19 protein-coding genes are annotated in these 25,040 nt (G+C 71.5%); 11 read left to right on the top strand and 8 right to left on the bottom strand.

What is annotated here, in order from left to right; genetic code table 11:
* Positions 1 to 58 precede the first annotated feature (58 nt).
* The 5 genes from RBJ65_RS17800 to RBJ65_RS17780 form a co-directional block, all read right to left on the bottom strand.
* Entirely contained in the window at positions 59 to 1,369 is a 1,311-nt protein-coding gene (locus RBJ65_RS17800; protein ID WP_306324328.1) for a DUF58 domain-containing protein, read from the bottom strand.
* A gap of 29 nt (positions 1,370 to 1,398) precedes the next feature.
* Entirely contained in the window at positions 1,399 to 2,388 is a 990-nt protein-coding gene (locus tag RBJ65_RS17795) for a MoxR family ATPase (protein ID WP_306324329.1), read from the bottom strand.
* Positions 2,388 to 3,554, bottom strand: coding sequence for a DUF4350 domain-containing protein (locus tag RBJ65_RS17790; protein WP_306324336.1), 1,167 nt, complete (start codon positions 3,552 to 3,554; stop codon positions 2,388 to 2,390). Before RBJ65_RS17790 ends, RBJ65_RS17795 begins: the two co-directional genes overlap by 1 nt.
* Positions 3,555 to 3,763: 209 nt before the next feature.
* The gene (locus tag RBJ65_RS17785) at positions 3,764 to 4,456 is read right to left on the bottom strand and encodes a DUF4129 domain-containing protein (RefSeq protein ID WP_306324330.1); all 693 of its coding nucleotides are present in this window, start codon (positions 4,454 to 4,456) and stop codon (positions 3,764 to 3,766) included.
* A 4-nt stretch (positions 4,457 to 4,460) separates the two neighbouring features.
* Positions 4,461 to 5,828 (bottom strand): glycerophosphoryl diester phosphodiesterase membrane domain-containing protein, encoded by a 1,368-nt coding sequence (locus tag RBJ65_RS17780; RefSeq protein WP_306324331.1) that lies wholly within the window; start codon positions 5,826 to 5,828, stop codon positions 4,461 to 4,463.
* Between the two features lie 140 nt (positions 5,829 to 5,968).
* Here RBJ65_RS17780 and mtnA point away from each other — a divergent pair, with 140 nt between their 5' ends.
* From mtnA to RBJ65_RS17745, 7 genes are all read left to right on the top strand, one after another.
* Entirely contained in the window at positions 5,969 to 7,156 is a 1,188-nt protein-coding gene (gene mtnA, locus RBJ65_RS17775) for an S-methyl-5-thioribose-1-phosphate isomerase (RefSeq protein ID WP_306324332.1), read from the top strand.
* Between the two features lie 4 nt (positions 7,157 to 7,160).
* Positions 7,161 to 7,850: a two-component system response regulator MtrA gene (mtrA, locus tag RBJ65_RS17770; protein WP_306324333.1), complete on the top strand. Its 690-nt coding sequence runs from the start codon at positions 7,161 to 7,163 to the stop codon at positions 7,848 to 7,850.
* Position 7,851: 1 nt separating this feature from the next.
* Positions 7,852 to 9,972: an MtrAB system histidine kinase MtrB gene (gene mtrB, locus RBJ65_RS17765; RefSeq protein ID WP_306324334.1), complete on the top strand. Its 2,121-nt coding sequence runs from the start codon at positions 7,852 to 7,854 to the stop codon at positions 9,970 to 9,972.
* 85 nt (positions 9,973 to 10,057) lie between these two features.
* Positions 10,058 to 11,818 (top strand): LpqB family beta-propeller domain-containing protein, encoded by a 1,761-nt coding sequence (locus RBJ65_RS17760; RefSeq protein WP_306324335.1) that lies wholly within the window; start codon positions 10,058 to 10,060, stop codon positions 11,816 to 11,818.
* Between the two features lie 159 nt (positions 11,819 to 11,977).
* Complete coding sequence (locus tag RBJ65_RS17755) at positions 11,978 to 12,925, top strand: ComF family protein (RefSeq protein WP_306332149.1); 948 nt, start codon at positions 11,978 to 11,980, stop codon at positions 12,923 to 12,925.
* A gap of 335 nt (positions 12,926 to 13,260) precedes the next feature.
* A complete protein-coding gene (gene hpf, locus RBJ65_RS17750; RefSeq protein ID WP_306324351.1) occupies positions 13,261 to 13,956 on the top strand; it encodes a ribosome hibernation-promoting factor, HPF/YfiA family in 696 nt (231 codons plus the stop codon).
* 213 nt (positions 13,957 to 14,169) lie between these two features.
* A complete protein-coding gene (locus RBJ65_RS17745; protein ID WP_306324352.1) occupies positions 14,170 to 14,922 on the top strand; it encodes a response regulator transcription factor in 753 nt (250 codons plus the stop codon).
* A gap of 21 nt (positions 14,923 to 14,943) precedes the next feature.
* Here the strand turns inward: RBJ65_RS17745 and RBJ65_RS17740 are convergent, their stop codons facing one another.
* Positions 14,944 to 16,185, bottom strand: a complete 1,242-nt coding sequence (locus RBJ65_RS17740; RefSeq protein WP_306324353.1) for a winged helix-turn-helix domain-containing protein — start codon at positions 16,183 to 16,185, stop codon at positions 14,944 to 14,946.
* 514 nt (positions 16,186 to 16,699) lie between these two features.
* Positions 16,700 to 17,269 carry a GNAT family N-acetyltransferase gene (locus RBJ65_RS17735; RefSeq protein ID WP_306324184.1) on the bottom strand — a complete coding sequence of 190 codons (570 nt, stop codon included), beginning with the start codon at positions 17,267 to 17,269 and terminating at the stop codon, positions 16,700 to 16,702.
* Positions 17,270 to 17,508: 239 nt separating this feature from the next.
* On the opposite strand from RBJ65_RS17735, the gene secA reads away from it, so the two are divergent.
* Positions 17,509 to 20,322, top strand: a complete 2,814-nt coding sequence (gene secA / locus RBJ65_RS17730) for a preprotein translocase subunit SecA (protein ID WP_306324185.1) — start codon at positions 17,509 to 17,511, stop codon at positions 20,320 to 20,322.
* A gap of 57 nt (positions 20,323 to 20,379) precedes the next feature.
* On the opposite strand, the gene RBJ65_RS17725 is transcribed toward secA, so the two are convergent.
* Positions 20,380 to 20,865, bottom strand: coding sequence for an Rv3235 family protein (locus RBJ65_RS17725; protein ID WP_306324186.1), 486 nt, complete (start codon positions 20,863 to 20,865; stop codon positions 20,380 to 20,382).
* Between the two features lie 326 nt (positions 20,866 to 21,191).
* Here RBJ65_RS17725 and RBJ65_RS17720 point away from each other — a divergent pair, with 326 nt between their 5' ends.
* The 3 genes from RBJ65_RS17720 to RBJ65_RS17710 all read left to right on the top strand — a co-directional run bounded on the left by RBJ65_RS17720 (position 21,192) and on the right by RBJ65_RS17710 (position 24,923).
* On the top strand, positions 21,192 to 21,710 hold the full coding sequence (locus RBJ65_RS17720; protein ID WP_306324187.1) for a hypothetical protein: 519 nt from the start codon (positions 21,192 to 21,194) through the stop codon (positions 21,708 to 21,710).
* Positions 21,711 to 21,744: 34 nt separating this feature from the next.
* Positions 21,745 to 22,416 carry an HAD family hydrolase gene (locus RBJ65_RS17715; protein WP_306324188.1) on the top strand — a complete coding sequence of 224 codons (672 nt, stop codon included), beginning with the start codon at positions 21,745 to 21,747 and terminating at the stop codon, positions 22,414 to 22,416.
* Positions 22,417 to 22,607: 191 nt separating this feature from the next.
* On the top strand, positions 22,608 to 24,923 hold the full coding sequence (locus tag RBJ65_RS17710) for a LuxR C-terminal-related transcriptional regulator (RefSeq protein WP_306324189.1): 2,316 nt from the start codon (positions 22,608 to 22,610) through the stop codon (positions 24,921 to 24,923).
* The last annotated feature ends 117 nt before the right edge of the window (positions 24,924 to 25,040 follow it).

Below are 25,040 nucleotides of genomic sequence, written 5' to 3'. Positions count from 1 at the left end.
GAGAGAAGCCCGGACCGGGATACGGTCCGGGCTTTTCTGCGTTTACGGCCCCTCCGTATTACAGGCGGCCGGCCGACTTCAGGGACAGGTAGGCGTCCGCAAGGGCTGGTGCCAAAGCGGAGGGGGTCGCGTCCACGACCGTGACGCCGTGGCGGGTGAGTTGTTCGGCTGTGCGGAGGCGTTCGGCCTTGGCCTGGGATGCTGACGCGGCGTCGTAGATCGCTTCTGTGGTGCCGCGGCTTGAGGCCATTGATTCAATCGTCGGGTCGGCCACTGAGGCCACGACGACGGTGTGACGTTTCGTGAGGCGCGACAGTACGGGGAGGAGGCCCTCTTCGATGGGGGCCGCGTCCAGAGACGTAAGCAGGACGATGAGGGACTGGCGGGGGGCTGTGTGCAGTGCTGTTGCCGTGAGGCCGCGGGCGTCTGTTTCGATCAGTTCTGGTTCGAGTGGGGCCATGGCGTTGACCAGGGCCGGGAGGACTTCGCCTGCTGTTCGGCCCTGGACGAGGGCGCGGATGCGGCGGTCGTAGGCCAGGAGGTCCACGCGGTCGCCGGCGCGGGAGGCCAGGGCTCCTAGGAGGAGCGCGGCGTCCATCGAGGCGTCGAGGCGAGGGGCGTCGCCGACTCGGCCGGCGGAGGTGCGGCCGGTGTCGAGGACCAGGAGGATGTGGCGGTCGCGTTCTGGGCGCCAGGTGCGGACGGCCACCGCGGACTGGCGGGCCGTTGCGCGCCAGTCGATGGAACGGGTGTCGTCCCCGGGAACGTACTCGCGGAGGCTGTCGAATTCGGTGCCCTCGCCCCTGGTCAACACGCTGGTGCGGCCGTCGAGTTCGCGGAGGCGGGCGAGTTTGGCGGGGAGGTGCTTGCGGCTGTGGAAGGGCGGGAGGACGCGGACCGTCCAGGGGGCCCTGTGGGTGCCTTGGCGGGTGAAGAGGCCGAGGGGGCCGTAGGAGCGGATCGTGACGCGGTCTGCCGTGCGGTCGCCTCTGCGGGTGGGCAGGAGGCGGGTCGTCACGCGGCGCCTCTCGCCGGGCGGGATGTTCACGCGGTGGCGGGACGAGTCGTACTCCATGCCGGACTGCCAGCTGCTCGGAGGCCAGGCGTCGCGGATACGCGCGCGTAGTTGGCGGCGCGAGGGGTTGGTGATCGTGAGGGTGGCGTCGGCCGGGTCTCCGAGGCGTACGGAGGTGTCGCCGGAGCGCGTGAGGCGCAGGCGGCGTACGGGGGCGGCCAGGGCGAAGTCGCAGGCGCAGGCCAGGGCGAGGGGGGTGTTGACGGCCAGGATGCCTGTCCAGCTGGGCTCCCAGATGCCGATGGGGAGGGAGCCGAGCGCTGCGAGCAGCGCCGTACGTCCGGTGAGAGCCATGTCGTGTCGTCCTCCGTGGGGCTGTCGGGTCAGCGGGGGACGGGGACGTGGGTCAGGATCGCGTTGATGACGGAGTCCGGGGTGACGCCTTCCATCTCTGCCTCCGGGCGCAGTTGGATGCGGTGGCGGAGGGTGGGGAGGGCGAGGGCTTTGACGTCGTCTGGGGTGACGTAGTCGCGGCCGGTCAGCCAGGCCCAGGCGCGGGCCGTGGCGAGGAGGGCCGTGGCGCCGCGCGGGGAGACGCCGAGGGTGAGGGACGGGGATTCGCGGGTCGCTCGGCAGATGTCGACTACGTAGGCGGTGATTTCCGGGGAGATCGTCGTCTTGGCCACTGCCGTGCGGGCCGTTTCGAGGTCGGCTGCTGTGGCGACCGGGCGGATCCCGGCTGATTGAAGGTCGCGGGGGTTGAAGCCGGAGGCGTGGCGGGTCAGGACGTCGATCTCGTCCTGGCGGGTCGGCAGCGGAACGTTCAACTTGACGAGGAAGCGGTCCAGTTGTGCCTCGGGGAGGGGGTAGGTGCCCTCGTACTCGACCGGGTTCTGGGTCGCGATCACCATGAAGGGGTCCGGGAGCGGGCGGGCCGTGCCGTCGACCGTGACCTGGCGTTCCTCCATTGCCTCGAGGAGGGAGGACTGGGTCTTGGGCGGGGTGCGGTTGATTTCGTCCGCGAGGACGAGGTTGGTGAAGACCGGGCCCGGCTGGAAGGAGAAGCGGGCCGTGTTGGTGTCGTAGACGAGGGAGCCTGTGACGTCGCTGGGCATCAGGTCAGGGGTGAACTGGACGCGCTTCGTGTCGAGTTCGAGGGATGCGGCGAGGGCGCGGACGAGGAGGGTCTTGGCGACGCCGGGGACCCCTTCGAGGAGGACGTGGCCGCGGCAGAGCAGGGCCACGACCAGGCCGGTGACGGTGGGGTCCTGGCCGACCACGGCCTTGGCGATCTCGGTGCGCAGGGCCTCCAAAGACGCCCGTGAGCTGCGGGGATCGGTCGTGGGCCCGGCGTTGTCAGTGGTCGGGTCCATCATGAGTTCCGTACCTCTCTTTCGAGGGCGTCGAGGTGGTCGGCGAGTGCGATGAGTGCTGCGTCGGTCGCGGGTGGCGGGCCGAAGAGGAGGGTGTGCGGGTCCCGGTCGGGCGTGGGGAGTTGGCGTGCCAGGGCCGGGAGGAAGGTCTCGGGCGAGTGGGCCTGGGACACGGGGACGCCGATGAGGGGGGCGAGCTTGGTGCGGGTCGAGATACGCAGGGCCGTCGCCGCGCGGTCGCGGGCGTTCGCCTTGCGGTAGAGGCGAGCGCGGCCTTCGACGGTTTCGGAGGCGCGGATCGCGACGGGCAGGCGCTCCTGGACCAGGGGGCCCAGACGGCGTGCGCGCCACAGCGCGGCCAGTGCTGCCGCGATGAAGAGCTGCAGGGTGCCCCAGAGCCACCCGCTGGGGATCAGGTCGATGAAGCCGCGGTCGTTCTGTGTGTCACCGGCCGCGGCCTCGTCGGAGAGGGAGGGGAGGTACCAGACCACATGAGGGCGGGAACCGAGGAGTTGGAGGGCGAGCGAGGCGTTGCCCTGCTTGTCGAGGCTGTCGTTGAGAAGGATGTCGGGGGCACCGAGGACGACCGTGTCGCCGTCGCCGGTGGTGGCCGGCAGGCGCAGGAGCGTGGCGGATCCGTAGCTCCGGTAGCAGGAGTCGGTGCCGGCGAGCGTCGTGTCGTAGCGGTGGCCGCCGGTGTTCGCGGGGCCGGCGCGGCGGGCCTCGGGCAGCGCGCAGCCGGGGGCGAGGGGCTCGTCGGCTGCGGGTTCGGGGTCCGCGGTGACGCCGGGGGCCAGCCGCTGGACGGCGGCGGAGCCGGGGGCGACGAGGACGGTTCGGCCGCCGGAGTCGGCGGTGGCGGACCGGAGTTGGGACTGCTGGTGGGGCGTGAGCCGGTCGGGGACGGCGACCAGGAGGGTCGTGTCGGGGTCGGCTGCCGCGCGGGCCTCGGCGGTCGTGGTGACCACGCGCGTGTGGACGCCCCGGTCGGCCAGGAGTTCGGCGACGGCGCGGCTGCCGCGCTGGTCGGCGGAGCGCGGGTCGAGGGCGCCGTGCTGCTCACCGGAGCGGACCACCGCGATGACGACGGCCGCGACCAGGAGGAAGACCAGGGCCAGGGCGATGCCCCGGGTGCGGGTCCAGATCTGGCGGGTCGTGGGCGTGATGGAGGTGGTGCCGTCGGGGTCCGGGGCCGGTGGCGGCGGTGGCGCGGTGAGGGTCGCCGTGGCGGTGGTTCCGGTGCCCGGGTGTGTGCCGGGTTCGGGGGGCGGCTGGTGGCCGGAGTGGCTGCTCGGGTGCGCGGAGTCGGGGCGCGGGTGTCGCTGCTCGGGCGTGGGATCGCCTTGCGCGCGGCCGGAGTTCGGGGTGGGTTCGGTCACCGGGGCGCTCCCGCAGGGGAGGTGAGGGTGGGGGTGGTCTGTTCCACCTCGGTGTCCAGGGCGGACAGGCGTTCGTACGTCTCCGGGGTCGCGGGGCGGCCGCCGTACGCGATGTCGTCGAAGTCGCGGGCGGCCGCGCGGAGCCGGTCCGCGTGCTGGGGCAGCGGGCGGGACGCCTCGGCGGCGGCCTCGTCGGCGGTGCGGCCGGGGCGCGGGTCGAGGAGGGCGCGTTCCTCCAGGGCGCGGACCAGGGCACGCATCCGTTCCTGGACGGCCTGGTTCCAGTGGCCCTGGGCGGCGTGCGCCGCGGCGGCCGCGCGGTGTTCGGCGGCGCTGCGCGGGCGGTCGTCGAAGAGCGGGGCCGCGGAGGTGGGGGAGCGGCGCGGCGTGCCGAGGCGCCACCACAGGGCGGCCGCCACGGCGACGACGGCGAGGAGGATCACGAGCAGGCCGACCGTGCCGCCGGGGGCGGCGCCTGACGCGGCGGAGAAGAGCTCGTCGACCCAGTCCCAGAACTTGTTCAGGGCGCGGATGAACCAGTTCTGGTCGTCCTGGTGGTACGCGGGCTTGGACAGCTCGTCCCGCGCCGCCTCCCGCGCGGGATCGCGTGGGATCGTCACCGGCGGCTCGTCGCCGCCGGCGCGCACCGACGAGATCGTCGCGTGGAGCACTCCCCCAAGTGCGCTCACCCCATCAACTCCCCGGTGTGCCGCCGGAGGCGGACCCGTAGTCCTGCAGGCCCGCGGCGCGGGCGAGCTCCAGGTCGAGGGCTTCGCGGCGGATGCGGCGGTCGATGTAGAGCAGCACGGTGACGCCGGCCGTGATCGGGAAGGTGATGGTGGAGCCGATCACCGAGCCGATGCCGGTGATGATGAGGAAGGCCCAGCCGAAGCTGCCCCCGCTGTCCAGGAGGCTGGAGAAGCCGTCTCCGCTGACGGCGCCTGCGAGCACGGTGAACGGGACGAGAATGATCTCCGAGACGATCGCGGCGATCAGGGACGCCAGGATCGTGATCCCGAAGACCCGCCACCAGGAGCCGCGGACGAGCTTGGTGGAGCGGCCCATGGCCTTCCAGATGGGCTGCTTCTCCAGCATCAGCGCGGGCGAGGCCAGCGACAGCCGGATCATCAGCCAGATCGTCACGACGAATCCCGCGAGGCCGCCGATGACGCCGAGCGCGATGCCGCCGTCGGGAGAGCCGAGGGCGCCGACGAGGATGCCGGGGGCCACGCTCACGAGCATGATCACGACGGCGATCAGCGGGAGCAGCAGCGTCAGGCCGAGCAGCCGCAGGAGCTGAGGCCGGGCATCGCGCCAGGCCTCGCCTATGGTCACAGGCCGCCCGAGCACGGCGCGGCTGGTGACCGTGGTCAGCAGGGCCGTCGCGACGATCGTGCCGAGCAGCGTGATGACCGCGACGACGAGCGAGCCGATCATGAGCGAGCCCAGGGCGCTGAAGACCTCGCGCGCGGTGGCGTCGGGGTCGTCGAGGGTCGAGCTGCTCGCCGCGTCGTTGAGGACGAAGCCCTGCAGGAGGACCGTCAGAAGCTGGGTGACCACGGCGACCGTCAGCGAGATGCCGAGGACGGTGCGCCAGTAGGTGCGCATCGTCGACACCGCGCCGTCGAGGATCTCGCCGACGCCGAGCGGGCGCAGCGGGATGACGCCGGGCTTCGCGGCCGCGGGCCTGCCCTGCCAGCCGCCGCCCCAGCCGGGGTAGCCGGTGCCGCCGCCCCAGCCGCCGCCCGGCCCCTGGCCGTAGCCGCCGTTTCCGCCCTGACCGCCCCAGCCCTGGCCGGGAGCCGGCGGGGGCGGGGGAGGAGGCGTCTGGCCGGAGTCGGAGGGCGCGGACCACTGGGCGGGGGGCGGCTGGTCCTTGGACCACTTCGGGCTCTGACCGGCGGCGTCCTGCGGCGCGGCGTCCTGGGGCGCGGCGTTCTGAGGGCCGCTGCCCTGTGTGTCGCCGTTCTCGCCGCTGTGGCCGGTTCCGTCCTTGCGGTTGCCGTCCGGGCCGTCGGAGGGGGCAGATCCGGGCGATGCCCAGCCCGGAGTGTCGTTCATCGTCGCTCCTTCAAAGTGCCCGACCGCGGTCGCGGCAGCAGGTTGGCTGCCATCGTGCCATGGGGTGGGCGCCGGATGGCCTGGGCCCGTAAGGGCTGCACGCCTTCAATTGTCGGGGCGGTCCGGGGCAGACTGGGCGGATGGCTGATCAGTACGCGCAATCCGGCGAGGACATACGGGCCATCGACGACAAACGGTCCGAGGCCGTCGACATCCCGGCGATCCGGTGGGAGGAGCCGGCGGAGGGGCCCGTTCTGGTGCTGCTCGACCAGACGCGGCTGCCCGCGGAAGAGGCCGAGCTCGTGTGCACGGATCCGCAGGCCCTGGTGCAGGCGATCCGTTCCCTGGCCGTGCGCGGTGCGCCGCTGCTCGGCATCGCGGGCGCGTACGGGGTGGCGCTCGCGGCCGCCCGCGGCTTCGACGTGGCGGAAGCGGCGGAGGCGTTGGCGGACGCGCGGCCCACCGCGGTCAATCTCGCGTACGGGGTGCGCAGGGCGCAGGAGGCGTACCGGTCCGCGTTCGGGAGTGGCACGGGGGACGGGGCGCGGGTGCGGGAGCGGGCCGCCGCGGCGGCCCTCGCCTCGGCGCGGGCGCTGCACGCGGAGGACGCGGCGGCCAGCGCCAAGATGGCCGAGCACGGGCTGCGGCTCCTGGACGAGCTGGTGCCCGGCGGCAACCACCGCATCCTGACGCACTGCAACACCGGGGCGCTTGTCTCCGGCGGTGAGGGCACGGCCTTCGCGGTCGCGCTCGCCGCGCACCGGGCGGGGCGGCTGCGGCGGCTGTGGGTGGACGAGACGCGTCCGCTGCTGCAAGGGGCCCGGCTGACCGCCTACGAGGCCGCGCGCAACGGGATGGCGTACACACTGCTCACGGACAACGCGGCCGGGTCGCTGTTCGCCGCGGGCGAGGTGGATGCCGTACTCATCGGCGCGGATCGGATCGCGGCCGACGGTTCGGTGGCCAACAAGGTGGGGAGCTATCCGCTCGCGGTGTTGGCTCGTTATCACCATGTGCCGTTCATCGTGGTCGCGCCGGTGACGACGATCGACCCGGAGACCGCGGACGGGGCTTCCATCGAGGTGGAGCAGCGGGCCGGGCATGAGGTGACGGAGGTCACGGCGCCGCGCGTGCCGGTGGCCGGAGTGGAGGCAGGTGGCGGGATTCCGGTGGCACCGCTGGGGACGCAGGCGTACAACCCCGCGTTCGATGTGACGCCGCCGGACTTGGTGACGGCGATCGTCACGGAGTGGGGCGTTGCGTCGCCTGTGACAAGTGAGGGCTTGAGTGAGTTGTGTGCCAGGTCACTCCAGGTATCGATGAGCTAATGGGATGATGTGGTCCATGAAGGGACGAGTCCTTGTCGTCGACGACGACACCGCACTGGCCGAGATGCTCGGCATTGTGCTGCGTGGTGAAGGTTTTGAGCCGTCGTTCGTGGCTGACGGCGACAAGGCGCTGGCCGCTTTCCGTGAGACCAAGCCCGATCTGGTGCTGCTCGATCTGATGCTGCCGGGCCGGGACGGTATCGAGGTGTGCCGCCTGATCAGGGCGGAGTCCGGGGTGCCGATCGTGATGCTCACGGCGAAGAGCGACACCGTCGATGTGGTGGTGGGCCTCGAGTCGGGCGCCGACGACTACATCGTGAAGCCGTTCAAGCCGAAGGAGCTCGTGGCCCGTATTCGGGCGCGGCTGCGGAGGTCGGAGGAGCCGGCGCCGGAACAGCTCGCCATCGGTGACCTGGTCATCGATGTGGCCGGGCACTCGGTGAAGCGGGACGGGCAGCCGATCGCGCTGACGCCGCTCGAGTTCGATCTGCTGGTCGCGCTCGCGCGCAAGCCCTGGCAGGTGTTCACGCGTGAGGTGCTCCTCGAGCAGGTGTGGGGCTACCGGCACGCGGCGGACACGCGCCTGGTCAATGTGCATGTGCAGCGGCTGCGCTCCAAGGTCGAGAAGGACCCGGAGCGGCCGGAGATCGTGGTGACCGTCCGCGGCGTCGGTTACAAGGCAGGACCGAGCTGACGTGTCCCGAGACAGTGCCGCTTCGGCGCCCGGGGCCCCGGGGTCCCGCCCGGAGCGGCCTGTGGGACCCGCGACGGGGCCTGCCGCCGCGCGGAGTTCGCGGCTGCGCCGGGCCATCGACGGCGGGCTGCTGCTCCAGGGCGGGATGAAGGGCAGCCCCGTGCTGCGCCTGTTCGCGCGCTGGGTGCGGCGTCCGCTGCTGCCCGCGATGCGGCTGTGGCGGCGGAACATCCAGTTGAAGGTCGTCGTCACGACGCTGCTGATGTCGCTCGGCGTCGTGCTGCTGCTCGGCATCGTGGTGATCGGGTCCGTGCGCAACGGGCTGCTCGACGCCAAGGTGCGGGCCTCGCAGAGCCAGGCCGAGGGCGGGTTCCGCGCGGCCAAGGACAAGGCGGACTCCGCGGCGGCCGGGATGCGGGACGGCGCGTCCGGGGACAGCCGCAGCTCCCTGAACTCGAATGTCTGGATGAACGAGCTCGTCACCCAGCTCGCCAGTGGCGGCAAGGGCGCCTTCGCCGTGGTGACCCTCGGGGCGAGCGATTCCGACAGTGGCAATGGGCGGGCGCCACGCGGTTCCGGTGGGGTGGACCCGGACCGCAGCGTGCCCGACGACCTGCGTGCGCAGGTCGACCGGATGGCCGGCGCCTCGCAGGAGTACACGAAGATCGTCTACGAGGGTGGCAAGGAGTCGCAGCCGGGCCTCGTCGTCGGCAAGCGGCTCAACGACCCGCAGGGGAACGCCTATCAGCTGTACTACCTCTTCCCGCTGACGCAGGAGGAGAAGTCCCTGAGCCTGGTCAAGGGGACGCTCGCGACGGCCGGGCTGTTCGTCGTGGTGCTGCTCGGGGCCATCGCCTGGCTCGTCGTACGCCAGGTCGTCACGCCGGTGCGGATGGCGGCCGGGGTCGCCGAGCGGCTCTCCGCGGGCCGCCTCCAGGAACGTATGAAGGTCACGGGCGAGGACGACATCGCGCGCCTGGGCGAGGCCTTCAACAAGATGGCGCAGAACCTCTATCTGAAGATCCAGCAGTTGGAGGACCTGTCGCGGATGCAGCGGCGGTTCGTCTCGGACGTGAGCCATGAGCTGCGTACGCCGTTGACGACCGTACGGATGGCCGCGGATGTCATCCATGAGGCGCGGGTCGACTTCGATCCGGTGACCGCGCGGTCGGCGGAGTTGCTGGCCGATCAGCTGGACCGGTTCGAGTCGCTGCTGGCCGACCTGTTGGAGATCAGCCGGTTCGACGCCGGGGCCGCGGCCCTTGAGGCGGAGCCGATAGATCTGCGGGAGGTCGTACGACGGGTGGTGGGCGGTGCCGAGCCGCTCGCCGAGCGCAAGGGCACGCACATCCGGATCGTCGGCGACGAGCAGCCGGTGGTGGCGGAGGCCGACGCGCGGCGCGTGGAGCGCGTGCTGCGCAACCTGGTGGTGAACGCGGTGGAGCACGGCGACGGCAAGGACGTCGTCGTGCGGCTCGCGGCCGCGGGCGGCGCGGTCGCCGTCGCGGTCCGCGACTACGGAGTGGGGCTCAAGCCCGGCGAAGCGACCCGGGTGTTCAGCCGTTTCTGGCGGGCCGACCCGGCACGCGCGCGTACCACGGGCGGAACGGGGCTCGGGCTTTCGATCGCCCTGGAGGACGCGCGGCTGCACGGCGGCTGGCTGCAGGCGTGGGGCGAGGCCGGTGGTGGTTCGCAGTTCCGGCTGACGTTGCCGAGGACCGTGGACGAGGCGCTGCGCGGTTCGCCGATACCGCTGGAGCCGGAGGATTCGCGGCGCAATCGGGACGCCGGTGAGGCCGGTGACGCCGGTGCCCCGGGCGCCGACGGCAAGAAGCTCGCGACGGTGCCGGCCCAGGCGCCGCCCGCCGCGGAGAACGCGCCGATCGCCCCGCGCCACGCGCAGTCGGCCGTGCCCACCGATCCCACGGCGCTGCCGGGCAACGGCGCGCGCGTGGTGTCGCGCGGCGGGGCGACGAGCATGCCGCGACAGGACGACGACCGCGCGGAGCACGAGCAGCACCGGGCGGAGCGCGACGGGCGACCGGACGACGCCGCGCGGGCGGGTACGGAGCGGACGGCGGCGACATCGCGCGGTGAGGGGAGCGACGGCGGTCGTGGATGAGCAGCGGGTGCCGCGTCAGCGGCGCGGGATGCGGGCCGGGATGCTGGCCGGGTGCGGGGCTCTCGTACTCGGGGGATGTGCCTCGATGCCGGACAACGGAGGCCTCGAATCGGTCGAGGCCTCGCAGCGTCCGGACTCGCAGGTGCGGGTCTTCGCGCTGCCGCCGAAGGACAACGTCGGGCCCTCCGCCATCGTCGAAGGCTTTCTTGAGGCGCTGACCAGCGACGACCCCTCGTACACGATGGCGCGCAAGTACCTGACGCCGAAGGCCGCGAAGAACTGGGACCCCGAGGGGCGGACCGTCGTGCTCGACGACGGCCCCAGCACCCGGCCGTCCGGCCGGCCGAACTCGGGGAACGACGGGCGCTCCTACCAGTTGACCGGGCATCAGGTCGCCACGGTCGACCAGCAGCAGGCGTACCAGCCCGGGGGCGAGTCGTACCAGGGGGATCTGCACCTGACCCAGGTGAACACCTCCAAGGGCAAGCAGTGGCGGATCGACGCCCTCCCGGAGGGGGTCGTCCTCGGGGAGTCCGACTTCCAGCGGATCTACAGCTCCGTCAACAAGTACTACTACGCGGTGAATTCGACGTCGGGCGACGAGGCCGGGGAGCGGCGGCTCGTCGCGGACCCCGTCTTCGTACGGCAGTGGACCGACCCGTTGACGGAGACCGTCAAGCAGCTGCTGCAAGGGCCGACGCACTGGCTCGACCCGGTGGTGCGGACCGCGTTCCCCTCGCACGCGGCGCTGAAGAAGGGCGTCGGCTCGCTGGCGCCGGACGACGCGAACAAGCTGACGGTGCCGCTGAACGGGGCGGGCAGCAGGGCCGGGCAGGCCAAGTGCAAGGAGATGGCGGCCCAACTGCTGTTCTCGCTGCGGGACCTGTCCTCGTCGAGCGTGAACGAGGTCGAACTGAAGCGCTCCGACGGCCGGTTCATGTGCGCGATGACCGAGGACGGGGCGAACGCCCTCGCGGTGCCGCGGTCCACCGGGCGGGTGCCGGACCAGTACTTCCTCGACAGCAAGGGCCGCTTGGTGCGGATGCCGGGCAAGAGCCGGTCCGACAAGAGCCCGGAGCAGGTGCCGGGGCCGCTGGGCGAGGGCGAGCAGGTGCTGCGTTCCGTGGCCGTCTCGCGCGACCAGGAGCGGGCGGCCGGGATCTCGAACGACGGGCGCTCCCTGTACGTGGCGTCGCTGATCTCCGGCGCGTCGCTGGGGGACGCGGTCGCGCGCAGCCACGCCAAGGCGGAGAAGGACGGCTTCACGACGCCCAGTTGGGACGGGCACGGCGACCTGTGGGTGGCCGACCGTGATCCCAAGCACCGGCGGCTGCTGATGTTCGGGCAGGGCCAGGAGGACAAGAAACAGGAGGTCCGGGTCGAGGGGCTCGGTGAAGACGCCGGCATCGAGGCGGTGAAGATGTCCGCCGACGGCGCGCGCGTCGGACTCCTCGTGGCGGAGAAGGACACCACGAAGCTGTGGATCGGGCGCGTCGAGCGCCACCCCGACGGGAAGGGCGGCACGGAGGTCTCGGTGACCGAACTGCGCCAGGCCGCGCCGCAGATGGAAGAGGTCACGGCCGTGTCGTGGGCGGGCGACAGCCGGCTCGTCGTCGTCGGCAGGGAGCCCGGCGGGCTGCAGCAGACGCAGTACGTGCTGTGCGACGGCTCGACGCCGACCGGGCAGGCGCTTCCGGGCCTGACCAGGGTCAGCGAGATCGCGGCGTCGGACAGCGACGAACTGCCGCTGCTCGCGCACTCCGACGACGGGATCGTGCGGCTGCCGTCAGGGGCGGCGTGGCAGTCGGTGCTGAAGGACGGGACGGCTCCGGTTTATCCCGGGTAGGTCCGGCGCGGCCGCCCCGGGTAGGTCGGTAGGTCCGGTGCGGCCGCGCGGGTTTGTCGCCCGTACGAGCTCAACCCCTGGTCACAACCGTCGAGTTGTCCACAGGGGCGTTGTCCACAGGGGTGGCAGGGCGGCCCGCGGATCGGCACAGTGGTGGGTATGCGGGGGTGGTGGCAGGACCTCTCCGATCTGGTGCTGCCGGCCGAGTGCGCCGGTTGCGGCAGATCTCGTACGACGCTGTGCACGCGGTGCTCGGCGGCGTTGCGCGGCGCCGTGCCGAGCCGGGTGCGGCCGCGGCCAGCGCCGCCCGGGCTGCCGCCCGTGCACGGGGCCACGCCGTACCGGGACGCGGTGCGGGCCGTGCTCCTCGCCCACAAGGAGCGCGGCGCGCTCGGCCTCGCCCGGCCACTGGGCGCGGCGCTCGCCGGGGCGGTGCGGGCCGGACTCGCGGACGGTGGGGCCGAGGGGTGCGGCGGGCGCGGGCGGGCTTCTGGCGGGGCTGTGAGGGCCGTGACGGGGCCCGTGGCAGGGGCGGTGACGGGTCTCGTGGCTGGGCCCGTGGCGGGGCCGGTGACGGGTCTCGTGGCGGGGCCCGCGGTGGGGTCCGTGACGAATTCCGTGGCGGGGGTCGTCTCCCTCGTTCCCGTGCCGTCCGCACGGTGGGCCGTGCGGGCTCGCGGGCACGATCCGACGCGCCGGATCGCGTACGCGGCCGCGGCCGAGCTGCGCCGTGCCGGCGTCGCGGCGCGGGTGCTGGCCGTGCTGCGGCAGCGGCGCGCCGTGGTCGATCAGGCGGGCCTGGACGCCCGGCAGCGGCTGGCGAATGTGACGGGTGCTCTGGAGGTGGTGGGCGGTGCGGGCGGGTTGTTCAGCGGGAATGGCCGGATCGTGCTGGTCGACGACCTCATGACGACGGGTGCTTCATTGTCGGAGGCTGCGCGCGCAATAGCGGTCGCGGCCGGTTCGGGGACGGTCGGGACGGAACGTGGGGCGACACGGGCACGCTTCGCGGCACCCCCTGGAAAGGCGGACGAGATCGGCGAGATCATGCTTCGGGCGGCTGTCGTGGCCGCGTCTCCGGAATCCTTCGAAATAAACCGGAACTAATCGAGAATTTGCGTCGTTGCAGGTAGAGACAGGGTTCGTTAGCTCGGTTGGAGGTACGTGCCAGTAGAGGGTGCCGACATCCGTCCGAGCGAGATATGTTCGGTTGTGAGGAACTCGGCAAGAAAGGCGGGCGCCGCTCCTCGCCATTGGATTGCCTTGTCAGGGCATTGCACACGCGTTTTCGCAATCACCCGACATGGTGGGGTGGAGATCTTGTCCACGGGGGAGGAGGAGGTGGAAGTCACCGAGTCCGAGACTCCGGAAGTGGCCGGAGTCTGGTGCAAGAGGGAGATGCTCCGCCCAAGGAGCGGGGCTATCCGGGAACGGAGTTCTGCGTGGACATCGTCGTCAAGGGCCGCAAGACCGAGGTACCAGAGCGGTTCCGTAAGCACGTGGCCGAGAAGCTGAAGCTGGAGAAGATCCAGAAGCTCGACGGCAAGGTGATCAGCCTCGACGTCGAGGTGTCCAAGGAGCCCAACCCCCGGCAGGCGGACCGGTGCGACCGCGTGGAGATCACGCTGCGCACGCGTGGCCCGGTGATCAGGGCGGAAGCCGCGGCAAGCGACCCGTACGCGGCGCTGGACCTGGCCACGGACAAGCTCGACGCACGCCTGCGCAAGCAGCACGACAAGCGGTCGTCGCGGCGCGGCAAGCGGATCTCCGCGGCGGAGGTCGCCGAGCACGTTCCGGACGCCGCGCTGCTCAACGGGGACGGCACGATCGCCAAGGCCGAGGAGGCCGAGCCCGACGGCGTACCGACCACCAAGATGGGATCGCTCGAGGTCAAGGGCGAGGGCCCGCTCGTCGTCCGTGAGAAGACCCACGTGGCGGCACCCATGACGCTCGACCAGGCGCTCTACGAGATGGAGCTGGTCGGGCACGACTTCTATCTGTTCGTCGACTCCGAGACCAAGGAGCCCAGCGTCGTCTACCGGCGGCACGCCTACGACTACGGCGTCATCCACCTCAGCACCGACCCCATGGTCTCCCAGGTCAGGGGAGCCGACGCGGGCGACGCCATCGGCGGCTGAGCTCAACTGACACCCACTCATCGGGTGCCCCTGAGGGCGTGTGCGCCCCCAGGGGCACCCTTGTGCGACCCCCTTGTGCACCGCACGGCCGTCGCGCCGACGCCGCGGCATGAAATCATGGCCGGGCCGGGTCAACCGGCGTGCTGGTGCCTCGGGTTGGCGCGGCACAGGAAGACGGGCCGCGGCCTTCAGGGGGAGGCAGGGGGAGGAACGATGGCGGACAGCTTCGGAACTGTGTGGGGCGAGGACGCCGGCGCCGGTGAGGACGGCGCCGACATGGGGCCGGATGCCGGATCCCCGCGCGAGGAACCGATTCGGGTGCTCGTGGTGGACGACCATGCCCTGTTCCGGCGCGGTCTGGAGATCGTCCTCAAGGCCGAGGAGGACATTCAGGTCGTCGGTGAGGCGGGCGACGGGGCGGAGGCCGTGGACAAGGCGGCCGATCTGCTGCCTGACATCGTCCTCATGGACGTACGGATGCCCAAGAGAGGCGGCATCGAGGCGTGCACCTCCATCAAGGAGGTGGCGCCAAGCGCCAAGATCATCATGTTGACGATCAGTGATGAGGAAGCCGACCTCTACGACGCGATCAAGGCGGGCGCGACGGGATATCTGTTGAAGGAGATCTCGACGGACGAGGTGGCCACGGCCATTCGCGCCGTGGCCGACGGGCAGTCGCAGATCAGCCCGTCCATGGCGTCGAAGCTGCTCACCGAGTTCAAGTCGATGATCCAACGCACGGACGAGCGGCGGCTCGTGCCCGCGCCCCGGCTGACCGACCGGGAGCTCGAGGTGCTCAAGCTGGTGGCGACGGGCATGAACAACCGGGACATCGCCAAGGAGTTGTTCATCTCCGAGAACACCGTGAAGAACCATGTGCGCAACATCCTGGAGAAGCTGCAGCTGCACTCCAGGATGGAGGCCGTGGTGTACGCGATGCGGGAGAAGATCCTGGAGATCCGGTAGGGCGGGCCGGGTTTCTGGTCCCTAGGGCAGGGCCTTGAGCAGGGCCTGCTTCAAGGGGGGCGAGTCCATGCGTTCCACTCGTACGCTGTCGCAGCCGACCCAGTTCGCCGCTTCGAGGAGGGCCGCCGCCACCGCAGGTACGGCCTTCGGGCCGTCCAGGGAGACCTGTTTGGCGACCAGCGTGCTGCCTGCGCGCGCGGGGTCGACGCGGCCCACCAGCCGGCCGCCGGAGAGGACCGGCATCGCGAAGTAGCCGTGGATCCGCTTCGGCTTGGGGACGTACGCCTCCAGGCGGTGCGTGAAGCCGAAGATCCGCTCCGTACGGGCCCGTTCCCAGATCAGGGAGTCGAAGGGGGACAGGAGCGTGGTGCGGTGGCGGCCGCGCGGGGATGAGGCCAGGGCTGCCGGGTCGGCCCAGGCCGCTTTGCCGTCCCAGCCTTCTACGGTGACGGGGACGAGGCCGGTGTCCTCGATCACCGCGTCGAACTGTTCGCTCTTCAGGCGGTGGTAGTCAGCGATGTCCGAGCGCGTGCCCACGCCGAGGGCCTCGCCGGCCTGGCGGACGAGGCGGCGGACGCACTCGGTGTCGTCCAGGTCGTCGTGGCGGAGGGGGGCGGGGATCGCGCGCTCCGCCAGGTCGTAGACGCGCTTCCAGCCGCGGCGCTCCACGCAGACCACCTCGCCGTACATCAGCGCGCGCTCGACGGCGATCTTGGACTCGGACCAGTCCCACCATTCGCCCTTGTTCTTGGCGCCTCCCAACTCCGTGGCGGTGAGGGGGCCTTCGGCGCGGAGTTGCTTGATCACCTGGTCGTAGGCGCCGTCGGGGAGGTGGTGGTGCCAGTGGGGGCGGGAGCGGTAGGCGCGGCGGCGGAAGGCGAAGTGGGGCCACTCTTCGATGGGGAGGACGCAGGCGGCGTGGGACCAGTACTCGAAGGCGTGTGGGGTGGGGGTGGTGCCGGTGCCGGTGCCGGTGCCGGTGCCGGTGCCGGTGCTTGTGCCTGTGCCTGTGCTCGTGCCGGGGGTCCAGTACGCGGATTCGATCTTGGTGCGGGGGATCGCGCCCAGGCGGGCGTAGGGGATCAGCTCGTGGGAGCGGGCGAGTACGGAGATCGTGTCGAGCTGGACCGCGCCGAGGTGGCGCAGGACGCCACGGACTCCGGCCTTGCGGTCGGGGGCGCCGAGGAAGCCTTGGGCGCGCAGGGCGATGCGGCGGGCTTCGGCGGCGGACAAGGTTGCGGTGGGACGCGGCGGGGTCGTCATGGCCGGAACGATAGGGGGCGGCACTGACAACGGGGTGGGTGTGGGGTGTGGGGCCTGCGCGGGGCGGGGTTTTTGGGCTGCGACGGGGTGGGCGCCACGGGGTGCGCCTGCGTGCGTCGGGGGTTTTGGGCCGCGACGGGGTGGGCGCCGCGCGTAGCGCCTGCCCGGCGCCGGGGGCCGCCTTGCCCACCCTGCCGCCCTTGGCGGCAGATTGCCCAAGGCGGTGGCGGCTGAGGCTGTCGTCTGGGGTGGGGAGTCGGGGTGGCGGGGTGCGCAAGGCGGTGGCGGTGAGGCTGTCGTCTGGGGTGGGGAGTCGGGGTGGCGGGGTGCCCGAGGCGGTGGCGGCCTGCCGTCCCGTGTGGCGGAGGCGGGGTGCCGGAGGTGGTGGTGGCTGCCGTTTCGCGTGGCGGAGGCGGGGTGGCGGGCTGGCGTCAGTGGTGGGGAGTCGGGGGAGGGAGGTAGGTCAAGGGGAAGGGAGGGAGGGGAGGTCAGGGGGATGGGAGGTCAGGGGAGGTCAGGGGGATGGGAGGTAAGGGAGGGGGGAGGGGAGGTGGAGGTCGGTGGGGAGGAGGGAGGCGAGCCAGCAGTCGCGGAGGGTGCCCTTGTTCGGGAGGGCCGCGCGGAGCGTGCCCTCCATGGTGAAGCCGGTGCGTTCGGCCACCGTGAGGGAGCCGACGTTGCCGACCTCCGCGCGCCACTCCAGGCGCGTACAGGAGAGGTCGGTGAAGGCCCAGCGGGCGACGGCCAGGGCGGCCTCCGTCATGTAGCCGCGGCCGCGGAACTGTTTCGCCGTCCAGAAGCCGATTTCCCAGCCGCCCGCGCGCGGGTGGTGGAGGGAGATCGCGCCGACCACCGGGCCGCGCTCCTCCGTGCGTATCGCGAAGGTGTACTCCGTGTCACCGCGCCAGCCGTCCGCGACGACCCGGTTGATGAAGTATTCGGCGTCCACGCGCGCGTAGGGGGAAGGGATCGTGGTCCAGCGCTGGATGTCGGGGTCCTGGGCCGCGACGTACACCTCGTCGATGTCGGCGGGCACGAATGTGCGCAGCTGCAGGCGGTCGGTGGTCAGCGTCACGGGATCCATCGGCCGATTCTGCTCGGCACGCGGCGGGCGCGCCATGACTTTTCATGGCCGGTACCGGCACCTTCGCGGCGGCCCGTGCGTTGGACGTGATGGCAGACCTCCCGGCACGGTGGGGTCCTCGCATACGATGGCCGTTGCTCTAGTAGTCCCCAGTAGTACCGAGTAGTTCCCAGTAGTACCGAGAAGTTCTCGGAGAAAACCGACCGTGCCAGGCCCGACCGGCAAGGAGACCAACCCCCGTGTCCGTCCTCCAGAAGATCATGCGTGCAGGCGAAGGCAAGATCCTGCGCAAGCTGCACCGCATCGCGGACCAGGTCAACTCCATCGAAGAGGACTTCGAGAGTCTCTCCGACGCCGAGCTGCGCGCACTCACGGACGAGTACAAGCAGCGGTTGGAGGACGGGGAGACCCTGGACGACCTGCTGCCCGAGGCCTTCGCCACCGTCCGTGAGGCCGCTCGGCGCGTGCTGGGCCAGCGCCCCTACGACGTGCAGCTGATGGGTGGCGCAGCGCTCCACCTCGGCTACGTCGCGGAGATGAAGACCGGTGAGGGCAAGACCCTCGTCGGCACGCTGCCGACGTACCTGAACGCGCTGTCCGGCAAGGGCGTCCACCTGATCACGGTGAACGACTACCTGGCCGAGCGCGACTCCGAGATGATGGGCCGGGTCCACAAGTTCCTGGGTCTGTCCGTCGGCTGCATCCTCGCCAATATGAATCCGGCGCAGCGCCGCGAGCAGTACAACTGCGACATCACGTACGGCACGAACAACGAGTTCGGCTTCGACTACCTCCGCGACAACATGGCGTGGTCCCAGGACGAGCTCGTCCAGCGCGGCCACAACTTCGCGGTGGTCGACGAGGTCGACTCCATCCTCGTCGACGAGGCCCGTACGCCGCTGATCATCTCCGGCCCCGCCGACCAGGCCACCAAGTGGTACGGCGACTTCGCCAAGCTGGTCACGCGCCTCAAGAAGGGCGAGGCGGGCAACCAGATGAAGGGCATCGAGGAGACCGGCGACTACGAGGTCGACGAGAAGAAGCGGACCGTGGGTATCCACGAGCCCGGCGTCGCCAAGGTCGAGGACTGGCTCGGCATCGAGAACCTCTACGAGTCGGTGAATACGCCGCTGGTGGGGTACCTCAACAACGCCATCAAGGCCAAGGAGCTCTTCAAGAAGGACAAGGACTACGTCGTCATCGACGGCGAAGTCATGATCGTCGACGAGCACACCGGCCGTATCCTCGCCGGCCGCCGCTACAACGAGGGCATGCACCAGGCGATCGAGGCGAAGGAAGGGGTCGACATCAAGGATGAGAATCAGACCCTGGCGACCATCACCCTGCAGAACTTCTTCCGGCTCTACGACAAGCTCTCCGGCATGACCGGTACGGCGATGACCGAGGCCGCCGAGTTCCACCAGATCTACAAGCTCGGCGTCGTCCCGATCCCGACCAACAAGCCCATGATCCGCATGGACCAGGCCGACCTGATCTACCGCACCGAGGTCGCCAAGTTCGACGCGGTGGTCGACGACATCGCCGAGAAGCACGGCAAGGGGCAGCCGATCCTCGTCGGTACGACCTCCGTGGAGAAGTCCGAGTACCTCTCGCAGCAGCTGTCCAAGCGCGGGGTTCAGCACGAAGTGCTGAACGCGAAGCAGCACGACCGCGAGGCGACGATCGTCGCCCAGGCCGGCCGCAAGGGCGCCGTCACCGTCGCCACGAACATGGCAGGGCGTGGTACCGACATCAAGCTCGGCGGCAACCCCGACGACCTCGCCGAGGCGGAGCTGCGTCAGGCCGGGCTCGACCCCGTCGAGCACGTCGAGGAGTGGGCGGCCGCGCTGCCCGCCGCCCTGGAGAAGGCCGAGGAAGCGGTGCGGGCCGAGTTCGAGGAGGTCACGGACCTCGGCGGGCTCTACGTGCTCGGCACGGAGCGGCACGAGTCGCGGCGTATCGACAACCAGCTGCGCGGTCGCAGTGGCCGTCAGGGCGACCCCGGTGAGTCCCGTTTCTACCTCTCCCTCGGCGACGACCTCATGCGGCTCTTCAAGGCGCAGATGGTCGAGCGCGTGATGTCGATGGCGAACGTGCCGGACGACGTGCCGATCGAGAACAAGATGGTGACCCGCGCCATCGCCTCCGCGCAGTCGCAGGTCGAGCAGCAGAACTTCGAGACGCGCAAGAACGTCCTGAAGTACGACGAGGTGCTCAACCGGCAGCGCGAGGTCATCTACGGCGAGCGCCGCCGCGTCCTGGAGGGCGAGGACCTGCACGAGCAGGTGCAGCACTTCATGGACGACACGATCGACGCGTACATCGGCGCCGAGACCGCCGAGGGCTTCGCCGAGGAGTGGGACCTCGACCGGCTGTGGGGCGCCTTCAAGCAGCTCTACCCGATCAAGGTCACCGTGGAGGAGCTGGAGGACGAGGTCGGGGACCGCGCGGGTCTCACCGCCGAGTTCATCGGCGAGGCCGTCAAGGACGACATCCACGCGCAGTACGAGGCGCGCGAGGAGCAGCTCGGCTCCGAGATCATGCGTGAGCTGGAGCGCCGCGTGGTGCTGTCCGTCCTGGACCGCAAGTGGCGTGAGCACCTCTACGAGATGGACTACCTCCAGGAGGGCATCGGCCTGCGCGCCATGGCGCAGAAGGACCCGCTGGTCGAGTACCAGCGCGAGGGCTTCGACATGTTCACCGCCATGATGGAGGGCATCAAGGAGGAGTCCGTCGGCTACCTGTTCAACCTGGAGGTCCAGGTCGAGCAGCAGGTCGAGGAGGTCCCGGTCGAGGACGCGGCGCCGGCCGCGAACCTGGAGAAGCAGGACGCCGTGCCCGCTCAGGCCGGGTCCCGGCCGGAGATCCGGGCCAAGGGCCTGGACACTCCGCAGCGGCCCGACCGGCTGCACTTCCAGGCGCCGAACGCCGAGGGCGGCGTCGACGAGGGCGACTTCGTGACCGAGGGCGGCGGGCCCACGCGCTCCGAGGCGGACGGCCTGACCCGCGCGGAGCGGCGCAAGCAGCAGAAGGGTCGCCGTCGCAAGAAGTGACGTCGAGCTGACGACGACGGTGGGCCGGGCACAGGGTGCCCGGCCCACCGTTCGCGTTCAAGCGGTGTCGTACGTGTCCCTCGGTGGGCGGCCGTCCAGTTCCACCGCCGTGACGCGCCAGCGCCGGTCGCTGTGCAGATGCAGGCGGAAGGCCAGGGCGTGCAGCCGCGGGCCCACCGCGATGCGGGCGAACACCTCATAGACGTACGCGGAGAGTGCGCAGTGGCCGATGTCGTGCACCGTGGGGCGGGGGCCCGTCGTGCCGAGCGGGCGGCGGTCGACCAGCCACAGCAGGTCGTCGTAGGCCCGGTCGGCCGTGTGGCGGGCGAACCAGTGCGGGGGCCGGTGGCCGCCGAGCACCAGGAGCAGCAGCTGGGTGAAGTGCTCTGTGGGGTGCGGCGGGGGCTGGGGCGACCTGCGGCGTTCGGTGGGGCGGCGGGGGTCCCTGCGGTTCGGGGGACGGGTGGTGACTCGCCGCGGGTCCCGCTTGGAAAGCACCTTCTGCACGTTCTGTGTGTTCTGCAGGTTCTGCATGTTCTGCATGTTCTGCACGGTGACATCGCCTCCGGATACCGGTGAGTAACTCCTCGTAGGGGATCTTGTACGAGGCCGGGGAGCGCGGCGGCAAGAGCCGGTGGGCGGGGCGCGGGCGCGGCGGCGGGTTCGCTCATCAGGGTGGCCGGGGCGGCGCGGAGGCCGCGTTCCCGGGGGCGTACGGGAGTCGGAGGCGGGCGGCTGTTGACGCCCGGACGGGCACGGGCGGCGGCCCGAAGGGGGACGGCCGGAGGAGGACTCCCACCCGTATCCTGAAACCCTTCCGGCCACAGGCCGGAAGGCCGCCTCCGTCCAGACCAGAAAGCAGCCGGACCATGCGCGTGTACGTACCTCTGTCCCTGCCTCGACTCGCAGAGGCGTACCGGGCCGGCGAGATCGGGCCCGCGCCCGTCACCGCCTTCGCCGTGACGCCCGCGCTGCGCGAGTGGTACCTGTCCGACGACATCGAGGAGCTGGAGTACGCGGCACTCAACCGGGCCGCGCTCGCCTCGCTGCGCCTCGTCGCCGCCGACCCCGAGGCCGCGCGCCGCCGGGTCGTCGTCGCCGTGGACGTCCCCGACCGGTCCGCCGTCGCCGACCCGGACCGCGGGCTCGACCCCGCCGCGCTCGGCGAGCTGACGGTGCGCGAGGCCGTGCCGCTGGCGAAGGCCGCCGCCGTGCACGTCGACTCCGGTGACGCCGACGCCGATGTCACGGCCGCCGCGGCGGCGCTCGCCGCGGCCGACAAGGGCGACGACGACGCGCAGTTCGTCGTGGACGGGGCCGAGGACCACGACCTGCTGTGGTTCGCCACGCAGGAGATCCCGGGCCTCGTGGGCGACAGCGACCGCTGACTGGACTGTCGTAGGCGGCGGGTAGGTTCCTGGCATGGGGAAGCACGCAGCCACACACATCGTCTGGGACTGGAACGGCACGCTGTTCCACGACATCGACGCCGTCATACGCGCCAGCAACGCCGCCTTCGCCGCCGTCGGACTCGCGCCGATCACGCTGGAGAAGTACCGCGAGCTGTACTGCATACCGATCCCGAAGTTCTACGAGCGGCTGATGGGCCGGCTGCCCACCGAGGACGAGTGGGCCGAGATGGACGGGGCGTTCCACGAGCACTACGCGCGGCACGCGCGCGACTGCGGGCTCGCCGAGGGGGTCGAGCGGCTGCTCGCCGGCTGGCAGGACTCCGGGCGCAGCCAGTCCATCCTCAGCATGTACGGGCACGAGGAACTCATGCCGCTGGTACGGCGGTTCGGGATCGCCGAGCGGTTCGTGCGCGTCGACGGACGGACCGGGCCCTCCGGCGGCAGCAAGGCCGAGCACATGGTGCGCCACCTCGGCGTGCTCGACGGTGTGGCCCCGGAGCGGACCGTGGTCATCGGCGACGCCGCCGACGACGCGGTGGCCGCGCTCGCCGCGGGCGCGCAAGCCGTGCTCTACACCGGTGGCTCGCACAGCAGGGCCAGCCTCGAAGGGGTGGGCGCGCCCGTCGTCGACTCTTTGGCGGACGCGGTGCGCGAGGCTGAGCGGATGGCCGCGGCGGCCTGAGGCGGACCCGCCGCCCGGAAGCCGTAAGCCGGAAGCGGTCAACCAGAGGCGGTCAACCAGGGACGGTCAACCGCAAGCGGTCAACCGCTCCGAATCCGCTGTCTTTTGCACGGAGTCAGTTCACGCTCCGCTGTCAACTGCGTACTCTGTGCTGGGATCACTGGCGCGGCGATGTGACAGGGGCGAGAGCCATGGGGTTCGGGTTCGGTCAGCGGCGGGGCGGTCAACTCCCCGTAGAGGTCACCACATTCGTCGGCAGGGCGGCCGAACTGGCCGAGGTGCGGGCCGGGTTCGAGCGCTCCCGCCTCGTGACCCTCGTGGGCCCCGGCGGAGTGGGCAAGAGCCGTACGGCGCTGCGGGCCGCGGCCGGCGCGGCCGAGCGGTTCCCGGACGGGGTGTGGCTCGTCGAGCTGAGCGCCCTGCGCGACCCGGAGTTGATCCCCGTGACGCTCGCGGCCGTGCTCGAACTGCCCGAACAGGCGGGCATGGAGCCGCTCGACGCCGTCGTCGCGCACCTTCGGGAGCGGCGGCTGCTCATCGTCCTCGACACGTGCGAGCACCTGGTCGACGCCTGCGCCATGCTCACCGACGTACTGCTGCGGGAGGCCGCGGGCGTCCATGTGCTCGCCACCAGCAGGCAGCCGCTCGACGTGCCGGGGGAGCGCTGCTGCGCCATCGCGCCGCTCGCCCCCGACGACGCGCTCGAACTGTTCGTGCAGCGGGCCTCCGCCGTGGTGCCCGGCTTCGCCGTGGACGAGGCGAACCGGGAGCAACTCGCGGCGCTCGCACGGCGTTTGGACGGCATTCCGCTCGCCATCGAGCTGGCCGCGGTGCGGCTGCGGGCGGTGCCGCTCGAACACCTCGTGCAGCGGCTCGGGCAGCGCTTCGAAGTGCTCACCGGCGGCCGGCGCACCGCGCTGACCCGGCACCAGACGCTGCGTACGGCCATCGGCTGGTCGCACGAGCTGTGCACGCCCGAGGAGCGGCTGCTGTGGGCGCGGCTCTCCGTCTTCGCCGGGTCCTTCGAGCTGGCCGCCGCCGAAGTCGTGGGCGCGGGAGGGGAGTTGGCGGGCGGTGATGTGCTCGAACAGCTCATCGGGCTCGTCGACAAGTCCGTCGTGCAGCGGATCGGGGAGAACGGCAGCCGGTACCGGATGCTCGACACCATCCGTGAGTACGGCGCCGAATGGCTGGAGGAGACGGGGCAGGCGGACGCGGTGCGGCAGCGGCACTCCGCGTACCACCGGGAGCTCGGGCAGCGCTACTGGGACAGCTTCCTGACGTCCGAGCAGGTCGGCCACTACCGGGTGCTGCGCGCGGCGCAGGCCGATGTGCGGGCCGCGCTGGAGTACGCGTACCGGAGCGGGAGCCCCGAGTCGGTGGCCGCGGGGCTGTGGTTCGCGGCGCAGCTCGGGCCGTACTGGCGGGCGGTCGGGCTGCTCTCCGAGGGGCGCTACTGGATCGAGAAGGGGCTCGCGCTCCTCGACGAGGTGGGGCAGGAGCAGGCCTGGGGCTGGTTCATGATCGCCCTGTTCTCGGTGTGGCGGGGCGATCTGCCGGGCGCGCTCGAACTTTTCCACCGGGCTGTGGACATCTCCCGCCGCTCGGGGAACGACCGGGTGGAGCTGTTCTGCGAGGCGTATCTGGGCGGGCTCGGCGCGCTGTGCGGGGAGCCGGACGGGCTCGAAGCGCTGGAGGGCGCGCGGCAGCGGCTCGTGGCGCGAGGCGACGGGCTCGGCATCGGCGTCATCCACTACGAAGGGGCGCTGCTGCTCGGCGTACTCGGGGACACGGACGGCGCGCTCGACCTGTGCCGTACGGGGCTCGCCTACCTGGAGGGCACGGGGGAGCGGCAGCTGCTCGCGTCCACGCTCATGGTGCAGGGCCTGATCCGCTGGCTCGCCGGGGAGCGGGAGGGCGCCGTCGCCTCGCTGTGCCGGGGCCTGGAGGCCGCCGCCGAAATCGACGAGGTGCTGATCGCGGCGCTGTGCTGCCTCGGGCTCGCGTGGTCCGCCGCGCGCGAGAAGCGGCATGTGCGGGCGGCGTGGCTCCTTGGGTACGCGGAGAACGCGCGGCGGCTCGGGGGCGGGGACCCGGTGGGGATGCTGCCGTCGCTGTTCGAGGAGCAGGAGGCGGTGCGGGCGGCCGTGCGGGGGGCGCTGGGGGCGGACGAGTTCCGGCGGTGGTGGGAGGTGGGGGCGCGGCTTTCGGGGTCGCGGGTGCTGGAGGCGGTGCGGGCGGGGGCCGATGCGCCCGCGCCGGTGGCGGTGCCGGGGCCTGCGGCGCGTGGGGGTGGGGTGGATGCGCTGACCCGGCGGGAGCGGGAGGTCGCGGTGCTGGTGGCGGAGGGGTTGTCGAACCGGGAGATCGCGGAGCGGTTGGTGATTTCGAAGCGGACCGCGGATGCGCATGTGGAGCATATTTTGGCGAAGTTGGGGGTGGGGTCGAGGACGGAGATTCCGTCGATCGCGTCTGGCTCCGCCGGGGAGCGGGCGGATCGGGTGTAGCCGGTGAGGGGTTGCGGTCGCGGGGCGCTGCCCCGGACCCCGCTGCTCAATCGCCGCAGGGGCTTGAAGGTGGCCAGCCGCCGCTTGATGGTCAACTGACATGTAGGTATACGGATC

The sequence above is a fragment of the Streptomyces sp. KL109B genome, from assembly GCF_030766935.1.
Lineage (GTDB): Bacteria > Actinomycetota > Actinomycetes > Streptomycetales > Streptomycetaceae > Streptomyces.
The sequence above is the reverse complement of the archived record's forward strand: the minus strand, read 5'-3'. Positions and strand labels throughout refer to the sequence as shown.